Below are 17,740 nucleotides of genomic sequence, written 5' to 3' on the forward strand. Positions count from 1 at the left end.
GCCTCTAAGACAGTTTTCACGTTCCCGGCACCATATCGGTGAACTCGTTCGGCTAAAGCTAAAGATCGCGGCGGTGTCCTGTAGACACTACCGCCGAGCGCGACTTAGGCCATTCTTCACCTCGCCGCTCGTTCTCTCCTGCCCACTCTTCCCGGAGCCGCCTCTCCGGCGGCGCAGCCGGCTGATGAGGCCCTTTATGAGATCGGAGACGACCGGCTCCAGGTGCCGCCAGAGAAAGTAGACGAATGGCCGGCAGACCAAATCCCACTCCCCGATAAATTCGGTATACTCGCCGTTGAAGCCTTTCTTAAACCGATAAAGCCCGTAAAGGGGGTTGTCCTCCGTTAAATGCCCGGGGACGCCCCGGAAATCATACATCGTACAGCCCAGAGACTTGGCCCAGCGGATCATTTCCCATTGGATTAGGTAATTTGGCATCACATTTCTGTGGCTGTTGGAAGACGCCCCATAAATATACCAAGCTTTGTCCCCCAGGGTAAAGGCTAGGGTTCCCGCCACAACCTGACCTTGGTACTCACCTATGAAAAGTTCCGCCAAGCCAGCCGGTACCAGGGTATCAAACATATCCTCAAAATAAGAATAAGCGCGGACGAGAAAACGATCTCTTTCGGTCGTCTCTTTGAGCACACGGTAAAATTCGGGCAAATCCGCCCGTTCCCCGCGTCGGATCTGCACTCCTTTTTTTTTAGCTAAACGGATATTATAGCGCGTTTTTTGATGCATCCCGGCCAGCAGTTCCTCTTCCTCCGGGGTTATGTCCAGGCGGAATACATATTTTGGCTGTACCCCCTCAAAACCCTTACCCGTTTCCGCCGAACGGAAACCCCGGCTGCGCAAAAACTGCTCCGGTTCCCGGTCGGAGGAGGGGATATCCGGGTCGATTTTCAGAAAGATCGCACCCCTCTTTTTCGCCAACCCTTTAATCGCCCCCAGCACCGCATCGAAGAGTTCCTGATCATGCCAAGTCAGGACGGGGCCGCGCGGAACATAAAAAATAGGCATTCCCAGCACCGGAAGCTTCCGCTCCAACACCGAAGCGGCCGCTTTAATCTCTCCGCCCTCTTCCAGCAGCAGCCGCCAAGGCCGCCAGCCCGTACGGCTCTTGATCTCTCCCCATTCCCAGGTCTGCAAAACGTGTCCTTTAGGGTGTTGAGCTAAAAAATCGTCGAAGCGCACCCGTTCATTTTCATTAATCCATTTTGCGGCATAGGCCATGCCCCGAATCCTCCATTCCTGCGGGAAAAACTGTTCCTATCACAAGTCTTGCCTTCATCCCGGTCTCCCTAGTCCTGCCCCCGCTATTTCCGACCCTTAGAGCCGGTTTCGTCCGCACGGCTATCTTCATCCTGTAAGGGTCGCGGCCCTGATTTCCGGCGCCCAGGGCTGTTGACGCCCAAATGAAGCGCCTGACACCGGTGCTACCGACCCGCCTGATCGAGAGCGGCGCGAATGAAGCCCCGAAAAAGCGGATGCGGACGGTTGGGACGTGACTTAAACTCGGGGTGAAATTGGGAAGCCGTGAACCAAGGATGATCGGGAAGTTCCGTGATTTCAACCAGACGGCCGTCCGGCGAGGTGCCGGAGAACTTCAGTCCCGCCTGCTCAAGATCGGCACGAAACTGGTTGTTGACCTCGTAGCGGTGGCGATGCCGCTCGTAGATCACCTCATCCCGGTACGCCTCGTAGGCATGTGTCCCTTCGATCAGTTTGGCAGGCGAGATCCCCAGTCTCATGGTCCCCCCTTTGTCCTCAATATCCTTTTGCTCGGGCAGAATGTCAATAACCGGGTAGGGAGTATCAGGATCGAACTCGGTGCTGTTGGCCCTCTCCAAGCCACAGACATTGCGCGCAAATTCAATAACCGCACATTGCATGCCCAGACAAATTCCCAAAAACGGAATTTTGTTCTCGCGAGCGTAACGAATGGACTGGATTTTCCCCTCTATCCCCCGATTGCCGAAACCCCCGGGGACGAGGATACCCGCAACCCCTTTGAGAAAATCTTGCACCGACCCGTTTTCCACCTCTTCGGAATTAATCCAGCGGATATTGACCTTGGCTCCATGTTCGGTCCCAGCATGGCGCAGGGCTTCCGCCACGCTCAGGTAGGCGTCGGGAAGCTCGACGTATTTGCCCACAATCGCTATTTCCACAGCGAGCTTGGGGGACTTGATGCGTTCGACAATCTGACGCCATTCCGTCATATCGGCCTTCGGGGCCTCTATTTCAAAACGCTTCAGGACGATCTCGTCCAGCCCTTCTGCCTGGAGATTTAAGGGTACTTCATAAATGGTTGGGGCGTCAACGGCCTGAATAATAGCGTCCCCATCGATATCGCAAAGGAGAGCCAACTTGTCCACCATGTCGGCAGACAAACGGTGCTCGGTTCGGCAAACGAGGATATTCGGCTGGATCCCTATCCCCCGAATCTCTTTGACTGAATGCTGACTGGGTTTGGTCTTGAGTTCTCCCGAAGCCGCCAGATAGGGTACTAAAGTAACATGGATATAGATAATGTTCTTGTGCCCGATGTCTGTGCGCATCTGGCGTATGGCCTCCAAAAACGGTAAGGACTCGATATCACCCACAGTGCCCCCGATCTCAGTGATCACGATATCCGGATGACTTTCCCTGGCCACCCGGTAAATCCGCTCCTTGATTTCATTCGTAATATGGGGAATCACTTGAACCGTCGCGCCCAGAAAATCCCCCTTGCGCTCTTTGTTAATGACCGACCAGTAAATCTTCCCGGTGGTCACATTGCTGTTTTGCGACAAAGGCACGTCAATAAACCGTTCGTAGTGCCCAAGGTCCAAATCGGTTTCCGCCCCGTCATCCGTGACAAAGACTTCACCGTGCTGATAAGGGCTCATGGTACCGGGATCGATGTTGATATAGGGATCAAACTTTTGAATCGCCACTTTGAACCCCCGGTTTTTGAGCAGACAGCCCAATGAGGCGGCTGTAATTCCTTTGCCTAAAGAAGAGACCACTCCTCCGGTCACAAAAATAAACTTGGTCGTCATCTGTGTTTTTCCTTTCTCACTTCTAATTTCCCTTTTTCCGCGTCTTGGCCTTACGGTGGAATGTGCCGATCCAATACACGACCCGGCTAAGACACACAAAAAAAGCTAGTCCGTCCAACCGCACTAGCATTATTTTTCCTATTGCTTTGTATTCTAGCCTTATTCAAAAGACCTGTCAAGAACCAACCTGCCGCTTCTGTTGCTTCGGCGAGGTCTCCCTTACCACCGGCCTTTAGGTCCGCCTCCGTCTTCTTCCTCCTCATCTTCCTCTTCCGTGTCTTCCTGATCTTCATCCTCCTCATCATCCAAAGCATCTTCCGCCTCGCCCAGATCCCCTTCGCCCTCATAACGATGCTCCCCGTTTTCCGGATCCTCCCCGTCCGGGAGAGACGTTTTAGCCGTATCTTCATCATCATAAGCAACAGACTTATTCATCAGGGTGATGGAAGGCATACGTTTTGAAGTACGAGTGGGAAGCCAAACCTTCAAACCCCATTCCCCTGATCCCGCATAAGCAAAACGGGTGTCAAGGTTTATTTGGGTCAGCATGGCGGATATCCGTTCCGGACTCTCGGGCAGTTCCTTTTTCTGCAGAATCAGCCCGATCAAATCCCGATAGTTCATCGGGCGACCGTGGCTTTGCAAAAGTTCATAGGCAATATCGGTGCCGGAGAGCTTCCCTTGGTCAAAAGATTGCGCCAAAATTCCACCGCCTTTCCTTAAATATACACATTAACAAAGCAGAGACCTGCATTAATAAAGCAGAGGGCTACACTTAACAAAGCAGGGGTCTACATTAACAAAGCAGAGGTTTACACTTAACAAAGCAAAGGTTTACATTAACAAAGCAGAGGTTTACACTTAACAAAGCAAAGGTTTACATTAACAAAGCAAAGGTTTACATCCGTTCCGGCGCAGACACACCCAAAATCCCCAAAACATTGGCAATGACCTGTCGGGTTGAGCGAATTAAAGCCAGACGCGCCCTGCGCAAATCCTCTTCCTCGACCAAAACCCTGTGGCTGTTGTAAAACGTGTGAAAAAGCCCGGCCAAATCAAGCACATAGCGCGCCAGGCGGTGAGGTTCCAGCAGTCGGGCCGCCAAAGAAATTTCATCGGGAAAATCCGCCATCTTTTTCAAAAGAGCCCGTTCTTCCTGACTGTCGAGAAGGAGTTCCAATTCCCGCTCGCCGGGAATCCCCGCCTCTGACTCCATTTCGCCGGCCTGGCGCAAAATGCTGCAAAGGCGGGCATAAGCATACTGGATGTAGTAGACCGGGTTATCAGCGGATTGGGATTTCGCCAAATCCAGATCAAATTCCACGGTGGAATCCGGGTCGCGCAGAATAAAGGTGAAACGGGCCGCATCCTTGCCCACTTCGTCCATTAATTCGCGCAAGGTGATATACTGACCGGAACGTTTGGACATCCTCACGACTTCGCCGTTCTGGATCAGACGCACCAACTGCATGAGAATGATCTGCAAGCGTTCCGGAGCAATGCCCAAAGCCGCCATCGCGCCTTTCATCCTTGCCACATGCCCGTGGTGGTCTGCCCCCCAAATATTGATCACTTGATCAAAGCCGCGTTCAAATTTGTTCCGGTGATAGGCAATGTCCGCCGCAAAGTAGGTCGGTATTCCGTTACTGCGCACAACAACCTCATCTTTTTCGTCCCCGAACAAGGTGGACTTCAGCCAAAGGGCCCCCTCTTTCTCGTAGATATAACCCTTTTTCTCCATTTCCTCCATGGTGGAACGGACGAACCCGGAATCATGCAGGGATTGTTCACTGAACCAAACGTCATACTCCACTCCAAAATCTTTGAGCGTCTCCCTGATCTGCCCCATCTTTTCCGCCAAGGCGTAGCGTACGAGAAATTCCCGCCTCAACCCCGCATCCATACTTAAATATTTACTACCGTCCCGATCAATCAGCCTTTGAACAGTGTCCAACAGATCCTCACCATGGTACCCGCCTTCGGGAATCGGGGCATCCTGTCCCAGAATCTGAAAATAGCGCGCTTCTAAAGAAAGGGCAAAATTGTGAATCTGATTGCCGGCATCATTAATGTAAAATTCACGGCTCACCTCATAGCCGGCCATCTCCAACAGAGACGCCAGGCTGTCTCCAAGAGCCGCTCCGCGGGCATTGCCCATATGGAGGAGCCCTGTCGGATTAGCGCTGACGAATTCCACTTGAACCTTTTCTCCCCGCCCCAGATTCACCCGTCCATAGGCCTTCCCTTCCCGCAAAACTTCGGGAATGACACCGCCCAGCCAACGCGGATTAAGCCGGAAGTTAATGAAACCGGGACCGGCAATCTCTGAGGACTCTATCCAAGTATTCTCCGTCTCCAAATGGCGGATTAAGATTTCGGCGACTTCCCGAGGCGAACGCTTAACCTGCTTGGCGAGAACCATGCCCAGATTTGTGGCCAGGTCCCCGTGCTGACGTTCACGCGGCTCTTCTAAAACGAAAGAAGGTAATTCCCCGAAATTCAACTCACCTTGAGTCTTAGCTTTCGCAGCCGCTTCCGCCAAATTGCGCTCAATCTTATGGGCTATCCGTGCATAGAGACTCATCGAGGAAGCTCCTCCTTTATCCAAACGTAAGACTCCCACTTCTACAAGTGGGAGTGGGTCCCACGTACCCCGCTTCGGTGGGGGTAGACTCCATCCTTCGGCACAAAAGCATAATTTCACGCTCTGTGCCTACGGCGATAGTCTCCACCGGAGACTATCGTCACCGAAGTCTCGATGTTCAGCGTAAGCCGAACGAGTTCACTACGATTTCCAGGCCGTTATGGCTCACTAAGGCATCATCTGCAAAAAGATCATATTCTAGACTAATACGTCCCCCCGCAACTGTCAAGTCATATTCCAATTTGGTTGTCAACACGCTCAGCCAAAGTGTTCCGAAAGACGTGACATATCTCCCCCGGTGCAAAATCCCCGGCTGAAATTCCTGTTTCAGCTCCGCCTTTCCCATGCGGTTTAAGACAATATGCTTTCCTTCGATGCGGAGGGAAGTTGTGACTCCCGCCATACCGGTGACTTCCGATTCGCGGTACAGCAAATAAAAGGCCCCCTGCCGCTCGTAAAACGCACCTGTTGTGACAAATTCCAGCGTATCTTTTTCTCCTTCAGAGAATCCCTGTGTTCCGACGACTCTAATCAAGACGTTCTTTTTGCCCGCTATCCTCCCGTCCGCATCCGAATTCTCCACATGCCCCTCCTTTCCAAGCCCTCTCCCCGCACCGGGGCCTGCGGGCCCGACTTAGCCAATTCCGGCTGCCGCTTACTAAATAATCGGGTAGGAGGCTGGTCATTAATTGGCCAGCCGACCTCCCACAGCACCGTACGTACCGTTCGGTATACGGCGCCTCCAAAGTTTACACGTTATTTGGCAGAGTAGCATTGACTAAAACTGGGGTATCCTGCGCGTTCGATGCGTTTGTTGGATAAGGACATTGTCAAAATGTGGCTATGGGCTACTCGCCAATAGCCCTTTCTTGTGTTTGCCCACATCCATGCTTGCTCCTTCTTGATGCCAAGCTTCTGCAAGTTCGCGTATCGTGTGCGTACTCTCTTCCATCGTTTCCATGTGACCATCCGAATTCGACTTCGTAGCCATTCGTCCATCTTTCCGAGTAACGCTTTGGCGTCTGCCAGTTTAAAGTAATTGGTCCATCCTCGGATGATGTAATTGAGTTTTGCCTTTCTCTCCTCGATTCCCATCCCGTTGCTCCGTCCGGTGACTTTCCGGATCTTGTCCTTTAGCTTCAGGATGCTTTTCGGGTGGATTCTCAGTCGTCCTCTTCCTTTGTGGATGTAGAAGCCGTATCCCAGATACTTGACTTTCCTCACGTGTGCCACGCTTGTTTTCTCCTTATTGACTCTGAGGAATAGTTTCCCTTCGATATAAGGAACAATATGGTCTAGCGTTCGCCGGGCCGCTTTCTCGCTTTTGCAGAAAATCATCATGTCATCCGCGTAGCGTACGAAGCGATGCCCACGCTTTTCTAGCTCGTGGTCACAGACGTTTAGCATGACGTTTCCAAGTAAGGGACTAAGGGGCCCCCCTTGGGGTACGCCTTCCGGACTTTCTTCAAATAGTCCGTCCACCATAATCCCTGCTCTGAGGAATTTATGGATTAGGGATATGACTCGTCCATCTTTGATGGTGTCTGAGAGGATTTGGATGAGTTTGCTTTGGTTGACCGTGTCAAAGTATTTCTCCAAGTCCATGTCCACGACGTAGACAAAGCCTTCTGTGATATGCCTTTGACATGCTCTTAGCGCGTCGTGAGCGCTTCGTTGAGGTCGGAACCCATAGCTGTTGTCTGAGAATTGCCTTTCGAAGATTGGCGAAAGGACCTGGGTTATGGCTTGTTGGATCAGTCTGTCCACGACGGTAGGGATTCCCAGCTTTCTCATTTTCCCGTTCTCTTTGGGTATTTCTACCCTCCGTACGGGTTTCGGACGGTATTTCCCGTCCCAGAGGGCTTGCAAAAGTTCATCCTTGTGTCCTTTCAGGTAGGGTAGAAGTTCGTCCACCTGCATACCGTCGATTCCACCCGCGCCTTTGTTCCCCTTCACTCTGTAGTAGGCTCGATTAAGGTTCTCGGCGCTGAGAATTTCCTCTAGCAGTTTCTCTGTCTGCTCGTCTGTGTTGGTGTTGTCGGTTTTGGTCATCCTGGGTGGCACGCACACTTCTGCATACTCTCTCTGTTCCGCAGATGACCTTTGCAGATAGTCTTTAAAGCAAAGTTGTCTGTGTTTTAAATTACCACCTTCGGTAACTTTCATTGACCCACACCTCCTTTGGTTCCGCCCTTCCGTCGGTGTCCGGGACACCTCTGTACTATGGCTTCTGCTGACTCCTCACGACAAATCTTGTTTCAACCGGGCTTCTTACTCCGTTTCCACCCGTCCGTGAGGCCTCCCACGGTAAGACGATTCACTTTCATTCCATGTCCCCGCAACATTTACGCTGACGTGTCCGTGTAGCTTTTGGGCTTCAACTTGTATGGCAGTCTTACCCCACATTTCGCGCCTAATATTGTTCGTGTTCCTCGGGGCGGAACTTTGCCGCCGGCTTCCTTCAGATTCCATCTCGCAATGGACACCCTTGCCTTGAGCTAATGGTTGGTCGCTACATACCCCCATAACGGACTTTCACCGTCAAGTTAATCGTCATGCGTGGCGCACCATTATATAGTAGTATAGCAAAAGTCGCGCCGGAAGCAACCGCCAAGGGAGTTCTGTTCTGAAAGGGCACAACCCGTGGATACCCTGATCACTGATTGTGCCGTCGTCACAGAATTCTCTTCAGAGAGAGCGTTGGAGAGCGCAAAATCTTTTTTAAAGTGCAATACGACGGACAAACCGGTCCAATAACGCAGACCGGGAGCAGCCTCATGGCCTGCCGCTCCCGGAACCACCCTATCTCGGCTTGACCGTTGCCAAGCTGTCTTCAGACCCAGAACGGGAAATAATCACGTTTTCCCGGCTGGGCGTGTCCGCGCGGGGCTGCTAAGGAAAGCGGGAGGAGCACTCCCCCGTTTCCATGGCTGAGTGTATCCGCGCCGAGCTACTGGATAAATTCCCCCCGCGGGGTGTAAATAACCCGTTCGATCTTTTCTTCTTTGCCGTTGAGCGCATCCACGTAAATCAGATATTCCTCACCCCGATATCGCCCCCGCAGTTCATAACACAATACCTCTCGGTTCCCGGGTCTGGGAATAACCGCGAGATGGGTGGAGGTAAGGCTGAAGCCGGCAGGAAGTTTCTTTTCGGCCTCCGGCAAGGTGACGCGCGGACCCGGAAAACTCCTGGTATGGTGGAAAGCCCAGTAAGCCGTAGCATCATAACCGACAAGCTGACCATTGTCCAAGGCTACCATCAGGCGGACTTTGTCCGGGTAATAATAGATTCCATTTTCCTCGCTGACCGCTTCCAACTGGATGTAGGACCCGTCATCCTGCACAGAGGTCAAAGCCAGATTCCAATGCATTGCATGAAGAACGGCCGCCGCTTTGCTCTTCCCCTGCGCCACACTGAGGGTGCGGGTCCCGATCGGCCTCTGATCGCGGAAGAGCAGCACCACACCTCCCTGGCGGCTGACCTCAAGATAAGCGGTCTTAGCGGTAAACGTATAGGCTGCCAAAGGCCCCTTCGTCTCACCCGCGGGCACCGGCACCAGGCCTTGGTACCCGGCCTTAGTGAGAAAATCTTGAGCCACAGTCTGAGCCTGCTGCCGAGTGACCTGACCCGCCGGCAGACCCAGCGGTTTGGCGACAGAACGGGTAGAATACTCACCCTGATACTTGAGCGGAGGCAACTTTTCCAGACTCGCGTCCAATTGCTCCAGACCGTTGCGCACAGAGCGGGGAGCCGACCCGGCCTGCCCTTCGGCCGCCGCCTCGGCCACCTGAGTCCGACCGAAAATCCCGGCAAGACTGAATCGGGCAGGAGTGCTTGTCCAGGCCAGGTTTTCCGTATTGCTGCGGACGAGCAGATCTTGTACCTTGCGGTTGACCTGGATAACCCTGGTGTGTATATCGCCGAGGGTTTTAGCCTCACCCGCCGAAATCGCCCCTCCCACCGCTACGCGCTGAGACAGGGAATTGGCGAAAGCCGCCGTTTGAGCCAAAAGCTGCCCCACATAACTTAGACCCGTTTGGTCTGCCGGCAATTGAGCTAAGTCGTGGTTAGCCGCCTCGCTTTGACTGGAGACACGACCCAGATAGAGCACCTGCTGATTGGCGGACCCCGCCACCGCACCCTTGGCCAGGTCAGTATCGAGTTGGTCCAGGTGACCGGCAAATCCCTGCAGTGAACGCTGGTGCTGAACATCCAGAGCGGTCCGGAAATGTTTAGCCGCCTGGTATTCATTGACACCCCAAGCCAAAGAAACCAGCAAGGCGACTGCTAAAGTGCCGAGCCAAGCCTTGCGCATCCGATCGCGCATATGATCTCCCTCCTAACTCGTGAAAATCTGCTGGCCGATTTTGGTGATCTCCGGCCGAGACCAAATATAGCGGTTGTTCGTCTTAGCCGGGTTGAAGAAATAGAGCGCACCGTGAGAAGGATCAACCCCGGAAAGCGCTTCGCGAGCGGCTCGAATCGAGGAAGCCGTAGGCTGTTTGTTGACTTGGCCGTCGCTCACGCTGGAAAAAGCCCCCGGTTGATAAATTACCCCGGCGATGGTCTTGGGAAAAGCCGGATTCTTAAGCCGGTTGAGGACGACCGCCGCCACGGCCACCTGCCCGATGAACGGCTCCCCCCGCGCTTCCCCGTTCACGATGTGGGCCAGCAGGTTGACATCGGCACTCTTGTTCCCCAGCGCTGTCCCGGACGCATTGGTGCTGCTTCCGGTCAAACGGTTGAGTTCTCCGATCGTCTTGGGTCCCGCGATTCCGTCCACTTTCAGACCATGGCCCTGTTGAAACTCGCGCACCGCATTTTCTGTTCTGGGGCCAAACTTCCCATCCAGCGGTCCGACCGGATAACCCAGCTGAATCAATTTGGCCTGCATCTCGCGCACATCCGGACCGTTGGTACCCCGCGACAAAAGCCGGCCACCCAAAGCCCCAAAGGCCACTGTGCTGAGAATGAGACTCAAGACGATACCAAGCGTTATGCCCCAACGTCTGCGACTAAGCATACCCTCACCTCACTTTTGGATTTCTCCCTTAGTGTGGCTTAAGGGTACCGCGATTATCCGGAATTACCTTTCAAAACGCAACTCTCGTTTTTTAAAAACGTGATTAAGGGCGGTGCCCTCAGAGATCTAAGAGCACCACCCTATAAGTCGCCCCTTAACGAGATTCTGTCTTTCTTGCGCGGCCAGGGGGGTTTGCCGGAGGCTGCCCATCAGCGGTAGATCACTTCACAGCCGCTTGCTCCGCTTTCTGGTCGATCCACATGGTCTAGTAGTAGAAATAGACAAAAACGGGATGCAACTCGGCGTTATGAACCCCGGGCTGACCCAGGAAATACTCCTCATCATGGTAAAGCGGCACAACCGCCCCAGCGGCAAGAATTTCTTTCTCGACCGCCCGATAACCGGGAATGGCTTTTTGTAGATCCGTTTCAGTCGCCAAAGTGGTCAGTTGCTTGTCGACCCCCGGATTGCTGTAACAAACGGACTTCTCATTCCTGCAACATGTTCGTCATTTCTGCGAAGTCCGGCTTCCTCCTTCTTTACTAAGCTCCCCCCCTTGAGCCTCGTTAAATATTTGGAAAGACTGACTTTAAATCTATTGTGAGTTCTGGGAAAAGATTTACTTTAATTTGATCCTCTTCTGAATATACCTCTGGTCTTCCATATCTATTGTTTTCCTGCAAAGTAAAAACACTAATCAGCTTATTTTCAGGCTCGACAATCCAATATTCTCTAACTCCAGCCTTTTCAAATTTATTAAATTTTATAAGCTTATCTTTCCTTGCGGTTGACGGTGAGGAAATTTCAATGATAAGTGATGGCACGCCAAAATAGCCTGTTTTTCTAAGCTTACTTTCATCGCAAACTACAACGATATCAGGTTGGGAGATGATATTAGAAATATCCTCGTCCTTTTCATCATTTTCGGGGATACAAAGGTCAAAGGGCGCAGCAAATACCTTACACGGTTTATCAACCAAGTAATTTGAAATTTGTCTGTACAGATCACCGGATATGCTCTGATGTTGCCAGGTCGGGGCGGACTGCATATAAGGCACTCCATCGATGATCTCCCATCTCTCATCTTCAGGCCAGGTCAGATAATCTGCATAGGTATTTTTCTCCTTTGGTTCCCGTATCGGCATAAACTCAACTCCTTTTTATTCTAAATTATATCCATTCACATCTAGTTGCACATCTTTTTACCAGGGCCGGACATAATTTCTACTACTTGGTTAACAACCGAATCACTCACCGCACCTGGACCACCTAATACCACAAGTTTCGGATTTGGAAAAGCGGGAGGAAATGTCTTTCACGTAGTCGGTCTATTTCTTGATCAGATACCGTGATTCCCTCTTTCTCTGCCTCTCGGAGCAGGAGAACCTGGTTGACAATATCTTGGAGAACGTTTGCCCGGATGGCCGCCTCTTGTTACTTCGATGATGGGCCCTGGAAGTGTTGGGCTGCGACGATGCGGTTGATGGCTGACTCCGGGACAGAAACGCCGTGGACAGTAACAGTGTTCATCGAGCAGCCGGTTAAGGCTAGTGCTAAGAGAACCGTGAAAAATGAGTCTCAGAAACCGCACCTCCGGCCTCTTTCACAACAGGCCGTATTTCTCCAGCCTGCGATAAAGAGTTGCCAGACTGATTTCCAATTCTTTCGCCGCACGCTTCTTGTCCGCCAAGGAGGCGCCCTTTGGCAAATACCCGGCCAAAAGACCTTTTTCGAATTCGGCCACTCTCTGCTCTAAGCTTAACCCCGAGGAGGGGGGAAGGTTTTCTTTGTCGATCAGATTATTGTCAACCAGATTGTAGGGCATCTCGGCGAAACTGACTTTATCACCCTGAGCCATATTGGCCAAGTACTCTACCACGTTTTCCAGTTGGCGCACGTTCCCGGGCCAACGATAATCCTTGAACCATTGCACCAGGCCTGGTTCAACTTCCCTAATTTTTTTCCCCAGCCTTTGGGCATATTTCCGCAGGAAATAGTACAGGTAAAGCTCTATATCTTCCTGCCGTTCCCGCAAAGGAGGAACGAAGAGCGGGATGACGTTAAGGCGGTAATAGAGGTCGGCACGGAAAGCGCCGCTTTCCACCATACTTTCGAGATTACGGTTGGTTGCGGATATCACCCGCACATCGACAGGAATCGGTTCCCTGCCGCCGATTCTATCCACGGTTCGCTCTTGAATGACCCTTAACAGTTTAGGCTGAAGAGAAAGCGGCAAATCTCCGATTTCATCTAAAAAAATCGTCCCGTGCTGGGCCAGTTCAAACTTACCGGGTTTGCCGCCCCGACTCGCTCCCGTGAACGCCCCGCCCTCATAACCGAAAAGCTCGCTTTCCAACAGGTTATCGGGCAGGGAAGGACAATTGACCACGACAAAGGGCCCGCCGCTGCGCTCACCGGCACTGTGAATAGCCCTAGCCAGCAATTCCTTACCCGTGCCGCTCTCTCCCCGGATTAAGACCGTCGAGGTTCCTGTCGAAATCCGAACGGCCTCTTCGACCAAACGCCGATAGGCCGGCGATTGTCCGAGCATTGTACCAAAAGACCGGTTGTGGCCGATAACCTCCATTGCCGCCTGCACTTGATCTTGAAGCCTGTGGTTTGCTTCCACCAAGACAAGCTTGCTTTCCAGCAGGCTGCTCATGTGGGTAAGAAAATCAGTCAACCTATCCGAAGACCCTATGATTTTTTCCTTCTGCTCCCGATTCACAGCCATAATACCGATGACGCCGATCGGTTTGCCTTTTCTAACCACGGGGAAACCCATCGTGGCTAATTCCAGGCATTCAGCCGCAATGGCACAATTCCGGCAGGCCGGATACCTGTCTTGGTCCCGGACAATCCCGTGCTCCCCCGTCTGCACGATCCGCTGAAACAAGGAACCGGAAGGGACAAATTGACCGATCTTCGCTTTATAGGGGCCGGTTCCGGCTATCCGGATACACTCCTCATCGACAATCGTGACGTCGACTTCCAATACCTGGGCTATGACCTCCGCATATTCCTGTACGAATGACTGGATTTGGGCTATCCCGGTCAATAACATCACCCCAAACAAAAGTCCTCTCCTGCATTATATAACAAGGAGAGGACTTTCAGGAAGGCATTTACAGACCGCTGAAATCCAACGTGGCGAAGTGATCCTCCAGCGTTTCGGCCCGGCGAATCAACTCCACCCGTCCCTCCGGCTTGAGCAGGAGTTCTGCCGAGCGCAGTTTGCCATTATAGTTAAAACCCATGGCATGTCCATGCGCCCCCGTGTCGTGAATGACGATGATATCTCCGATGTCCACCCGCGGCAGCGGCCTCTGCACAGCAAATTTATCATTATTCTCGCAAAGACTTCCCGTCACATCATAGATATGATCGAGGGGCCAATCCTCTTTCCCCATAACCGTTATATGGTGATAAGCGCCGTAAATGGCTGGGCGCATCAGGTTCGCCATACTCGCGTCCAGTCCGATATAGTCCCGATAGATCTCCTTCTTATGCAGAACTTTGGCCACCAGATAACCATGTGGCCCGGTGATCATGCGGCCGCATTCCATAGCCAGTTTTAAGGGATATAAGTTATTGGCAACGATTTTATCCTCATACACTTCCCGAATTCCCCGGCCGACAAATTCAAGATCAACCGCCGCCTCTTCGGGCCGGTACGGTATGCCAATCCCCCCGCCCAAATTGACCAGTTCAATCCGGATACCCAGTTCGCGGTAAATCTCAGCCACCAGATCAAACATCATCTTGGCGGTTTCAATAAAGTAGGTCGGATCGAGTTCATTGGATATAACCATCGTATGAATGCCAAAGCGGTGAACTCCCTTGGCTTGGGCAATCCGGTAAGCTTGGAAAAGTTGTTCCCGAGTCAGCCCATACTTGGACTCCTCAGGGTTGCCGATAATAGCATTTCCGCCCGCTCGCAGCGGCCCGGGATTATACCGGAACGAAAGCATCTCCGGCAGCCCAACATAGTTTTCCAAGTATACGATATGGCTGATATCATCCAGGTTGATAATCGCGCCTAAGGCCCGCGCTTTTTCGTATTCTTCCGCTGGGGTATCGTTGGAAGTGAGCATAATGTTCTCCTCGCAGATCCCCGCTTTCTCCGCCAGAATGAGCTCGGCCAAAGAGCTGCAGTCCGCTCCGAATCCTTCCTCGCGCAAAACCTTGAGAAGGTAAGGGTTGGGGGTCGCTTTGACAGCAAAATACTCTTTGAACTCCGGCGCCCAGGCGAACGCCTTAATTAAACGACGGGCGTTTGTCCGGATCGCCTGTTCATCGTAGATATGAAACGGTGAACCGTACTCGTCAATAATCTGCTCCAATTGTTCCTTCGTAAAAGGCAGGTTCTTTGCAACCACGATTAGTATTCCTCCCTGTTGCTCCCGACGGTAGATTGTAAACATTGTCAATCCCCATAAGTAAAAGGCGGCCGCGAGTATCTCGCAAACCGCCCAAAAATTCGGCCCCAGCCAATTTCAGCCCAGCCATGCGAGATAGCGCTCCATCCGGCCTTGAAGCCAAATGACAGTCAGACACCTCTTCGGTGCCGGACCAGCACGGACCTGTGGCACAAGCCGTACTTCGGCGGTTGTTCCTTTCCGCACTCCTCATCGTCTGCCAACTCCGGGTGCCTACTCTTAATCAACCGCGCCTCTATCCCTGATAGATTTAATTACTGTTTGATTATCTAACCTAAAACCGCTTTTGTCAACCCATCGGGTGACTTTAAGCCGCTGCCCGCTTCAACAAAACTCATCCATAATCCAGTTTCTGTAAAGTCTATTTGAGTGGAGAAGTTCAATTGACCCATAAACACCCTCTCGCTTACGGCAAAATACGAGCCACGTCGTAATCCGGGGTGCCCTCAAATTGCCAGATTTCGGCTTGTTCATTCGTTTGAGGAAAGTTAACCCAAAACGGATTGGACGGGGTCAAGGCGTTTTGATCAGGATGTCCGCCCAGATCGGGATAATCGGCCACCCAATAGTACCCCGGTGTCAAGGGCGCAAAATTTGACCCCATAGTCAGACTGCCCCACTCATGCGGACTGGAATAGGTCCCGGGTTTTACCATAGTGTTCTCTTTGAGCCAGTTGACAAAAGACGCATAAATCGCCCGGTTATTCGTGTAGTCCTTGCTGTCAAGACCACCGCCGCAGTCTTCAACATCCGCAAACACAACCGGCTTTACTTTTGAACCATAATACTTGCTCAAATCCTGAAAGGCACGGTAAGCCAACTGTGCCTGTTCTTGCCCCCAGGCGGCCGCCGTTGTCCCCTTTGGCGCGGCACTGAGCCCGGACAACAGCCAGTAACCGTAAATCCGAGTGGCTTTGGCAGCCCCGCTGCCGTTAAAATACCCGCCGCCGGAATCATCCCCGCCCGAACCGGGATCAAAGTGCTCGTGAGTTCCGTAGCCCAGCTGTCCGATATAAAAATCCTGCGCGAAAGCGGCACTGCCCGTACCGGAATCGCTGCCATAATACATGTCTGTACCCGCCGTAACCGTTACCGTGGCAATAGCCGTCAGGGTGGAACCCGCGACTCTGCCAACGACGACAAAAGTTCCCGCCGAAGCGTATTGGCTTGGGCTCACTGCAGACCAGGCGACGGCAACGCTCTCGCTTGCCCCGTTACTCATCGTCGCCGTCAACGTCGTCGGTAACACGGGCGGATTTCCGACGGTAGTCGTGATACTCACCGGCGGCAGACCCGTTACCGTCGGTGCGGAACCAGTCACCACCAGATTTGCTGTGGCTTTGATAGCCGAGCGCGCAATATCCCCGCTCACTACAAACGTTCCAGGGGCGGCGTACACACTCGCGTCCACACTTGCCCACGTCACCGCAACATTCTGAGTCGTGCCGTCACTCATCGTGGCCGCCACTGTAGCCGGCAATACGGGCGCCTGGCCCGCCTTGGTCGTCACGCTGACGGGCTGCACAGAGACTACCGTACCGGCGGCTTGCTGAGCCAAGGTCAGAATACCCTCGGGGAGAACCCCGCTGCCACCCAAACCGATAACCTGAGTACCGTACCTGAACTCCTTACTTACATCGGCGGGGAGCGGTCCGGTTGTGGCACTGTTAACCAAGACGATAGGGGAATCGGTCAGCGCGGCCAGGGATGAACCCGCCAGAGCGTCAACCATCGTCTCCCCGTTGGCCAAATAGACTTCGTCATATTTGAAGGGGAGACCGGTAATGATTTTCTCATTGGTCGCGTACCGGTCCGTCCCGGCCAGACGGGTGGCGCCCGGAATATCCGCGACTAATGAAGGCCCCCCTAGCATGTAGACTCCGCTGCCGGTAAAATCCGCCTCAGACGCGGGCAGAGTTCCATCGGGGTTGGCGATGAGAATGGCATAACCGTTAGCGGCCGCATAAGAAGAGACGGATAGCGCGTCAGGAATGCCGTTATAGCCGACAACAAAAGACCCCCGGCTGCCGGTCAGCTGCTTCGCCACCAAAGTGGCCGTGTCCGTACGGGACGCGCCTTGCAGCTGAATCACGTTCGCTCCGGCGATCCCTTTCAATGACTTAACGACAGAAGGGCTAAGCGCACCTATCGCATAGATGCGGGTTGCTTTCAAAGCCGTTATTTCCGCCGCGACCCGGGAATCCAAACCCGATTTGTAAGTGACGAGAATCGGTGCCTTTAGCTGCCCGGCCAGGGGAGCCGCCGACAGAGCATCCACTAAATTAGCTTGATCCGCGGGAACAACCACCACGTTTTGCGATCCGTCCGGCCATCCCGCCCGAGCGACCCCGATGGCCGTCCCGATGCGATCAGCACCGGCAATACTGGCAGGGGGGGCCATGATGCCGGCGCTATTTGCCGATGTGGTAGCCGCAAAAACTCTCGGTGTAAACAAGAAACAAAAAACGACCGTCGAAATGACGGCCAAGAGGAAGTGGGCCCCGCGCATTCTTTGTCCTAAAACCTTGTCCACACTCATTGTTCGTCAAAATCTCCTCCATTAATTTTCCAATAACGCTGCCGA

Annotated in this window: 15 protein-coding genes and 1 riboswitch; all 15 genes read right to left on the reverse strand. The window is 52.9% G+C overall.

Annotated features, from left to right (window positions below; translation table 11 throughout):
* Positions 1 to 87: 87 nt before the first annotated feature.
* Entirely contained in the window at positions 88 to 1,236 is a 1,149-nt protein-coding gene (locus tag MNU25_RS01825; RefSeq protein WP_240983523.1) for a lipid II:glycine glycyltransferase FemX, read from the reverse strand.
* A gap of 203 nt (positions 1,237 to 1,439) precedes the next feature.
* Positions 1,440 to 3,047: a CTP synthase gene (locus tag MNU25_RS01830; protein WP_240983524.1), complete on the reverse strand. Its 1,608-nt coding sequence runs from the start codon at positions 3,045 to 3,047 to the stop codon at positions 1,440 to 1,442.
* 219 nt (positions 3,048 to 3,266) lie between these two features.
* Complete coding sequence (gene rpoE / locus MNU25_RS01835) at positions 3,267 to 3,749, reverse strand: DNA-directed RNA polymerase subunit delta (RefSeq protein WP_240983525.1); 483 nt, start codon at positions 3,747 to 3,749, stop codon at positions 3,267 to 3,269.
* A gap of 196 nt (positions 3,750 to 3,945) precedes the next feature.
* The gene (argS, locus tag MNU25_RS01840) at positions 3,946 to 5,631 is read right to left on the reverse strand and encodes an arginine--tRNA ligase (protein WP_240983526.1); all 1,686 of its coding nucleotides are present in this window, start codon (positions 5,629 to 5,631) and stop codon (positions 3,946 to 3,948) included.
* 178 nt (positions 5,632 to 5,809) lie between these two features.
* Positions 5,810 to 6,274, reverse strand: a complete 465-nt coding sequence (locus tag MNU25_RS01845) for a YwiB family protein (protein WP_240983527.1) — start codon at positions 6,272 to 6,274, stop codon at positions 5,810 to 5,812.
* 173 nt (positions 6,275 to 6,447) lie between these two features.
* Positions 6,448 to 7,857: a group II intron reverse transcriptase/maturase gene (ltrA, locus tag MNU25_RS01850; protein WP_240983528.1), complete on the reverse strand. Its 1,410-nt coding sequence runs from the start codon at positions 7,855 to 7,857 to the stop codon at positions 6,448 to 6,450.
* Positions 7,858 to 8,641: 784 nt separating this feature from the next.
* Positions 8,642 to 10,021 carry a PepSY1/2 domain-containing protein gene (locus tag MNU25_RS01855; protein ID WP_240983529.1) on the reverse strand — a complete coding sequence of 460 codons (1,380 nt, stop codon included), beginning with the start codon at positions 10,019 to 10,021 and terminating at the stop codon, positions 8,642 to 8,644.
* Positions 10,022 to 10,033: 12 nt separating this feature from the next.
* On the reverse strand, positions 10,034 to 10,717 hold the full coding sequence (gene sleB / locus MNU25_RS01860; RefSeq protein WP_240983530.1) for a spore cortex-lytic enzyme: 684 nt from the start codon (positions 10,715 to 10,717) through the stop codon (positions 10,034 to 10,036).
* A gap of 265 nt (positions 10,718 to 10,982) precedes the next feature.
* Positions 10,983 to 11,156: a hypothetical protein gene (locus MNU25_RS01865; protein ID WP_240983531.1), complete on the reverse strand. Its 174-nt coding sequence runs from the start codon at positions 11,154 to 11,156 to the stop codon at positions 10,983 to 10,985.
* Positions 11,157 to 11,283: 127 nt separating this feature from the next.
* On the reverse strand, positions 11,284 to 11,862 hold the full coding sequence (locus tag MNU25_RS01870) for a Uma2 family endonuclease (RefSeq protein WP_240983532.1): 579 nt from the start codon (positions 11,860 to 11,862) through the stop codon (positions 11,284 to 11,286).
* A 124-nt stretch (positions 11,863 to 11,986) separates the two neighbouring features.
* The gene (locus MNU25_RS20415) at positions 11,987 to 12,139 is read right to left on the reverse strand and encodes a SurA N-terminal domain-containing protein (RefSeq protein ID WP_372503593.1); all 153 of its coding nucleotides are present in this window, start codon (positions 12,137 to 12,139) and stop codon (positions 11,987 to 11,989) included.
* Positions 12,140 to 12,320: 181 nt separating this feature from the next.
* Positions 12,321 to 13,784, reverse strand: a complete 1,464-nt coding sequence (locus MNU25_RS01875) for a sigma-54 interaction domain-containing protein (protein ID WP_240986689.1) — start codon at positions 13,782 to 13,784, stop codon at positions 12,321 to 12,323.
* 58 nt (positions 13,785 to 13,842) lie between these two features.
* Positions 13,843 to 15,096, reverse strand: coding sequence for a diaminopimelate decarboxylase family protein (locus tag MNU25_RS01880; RefSeq protein WP_240986690.1), 1,254 nt, complete (start codon positions 15,094 to 15,096; stop codon positions 13,843 to 13,845).
* Between the two features lie 128 nt (positions 15,097 to 15,224).
* A riboswitch (Lysine riboswitch) is annotated at positions 15,225 to 15,402 on the reverse strand.
* Between the two features lie 23 nt (positions 15,403 to 15,425).
* Entirely contained in the window at positions 15,426 to 15,548 is a 123-nt protein-coding gene (locus MNU25_RS20060) for a hypothetical protein (protein WP_261486893.1), read from the reverse strand.
* 14 nt (positions 15,549 to 15,562) lie between these two features.
* The gene (locus tag MNU25_RS01885; protein ID WP_240983533.1) at positions 15,563 to 17,695 is read right to left on the reverse strand and encodes a cell wall-binding repeat-containing protein; all 2,133 of its coding nucleotides are present in this window, start codon (positions 17,693 to 17,695) and stop codon (positions 15,563 to 15,565) included.
* Positions 17,696 to 17,740: the final 45 nt, after the last annotated feature.

The sequence above is a fragment of the Acididesulfobacillus acetoxydans genome (genome assembly GCF_902729405.1).
Taxonomy (GTDB): Bacteria; Bacillota; Desulfitobacteriia; order Desulfitobacteriales; family Desulfitobacteriaceae; genus Acididesulfobacillus; species Acididesulfobacillus acetoxydans.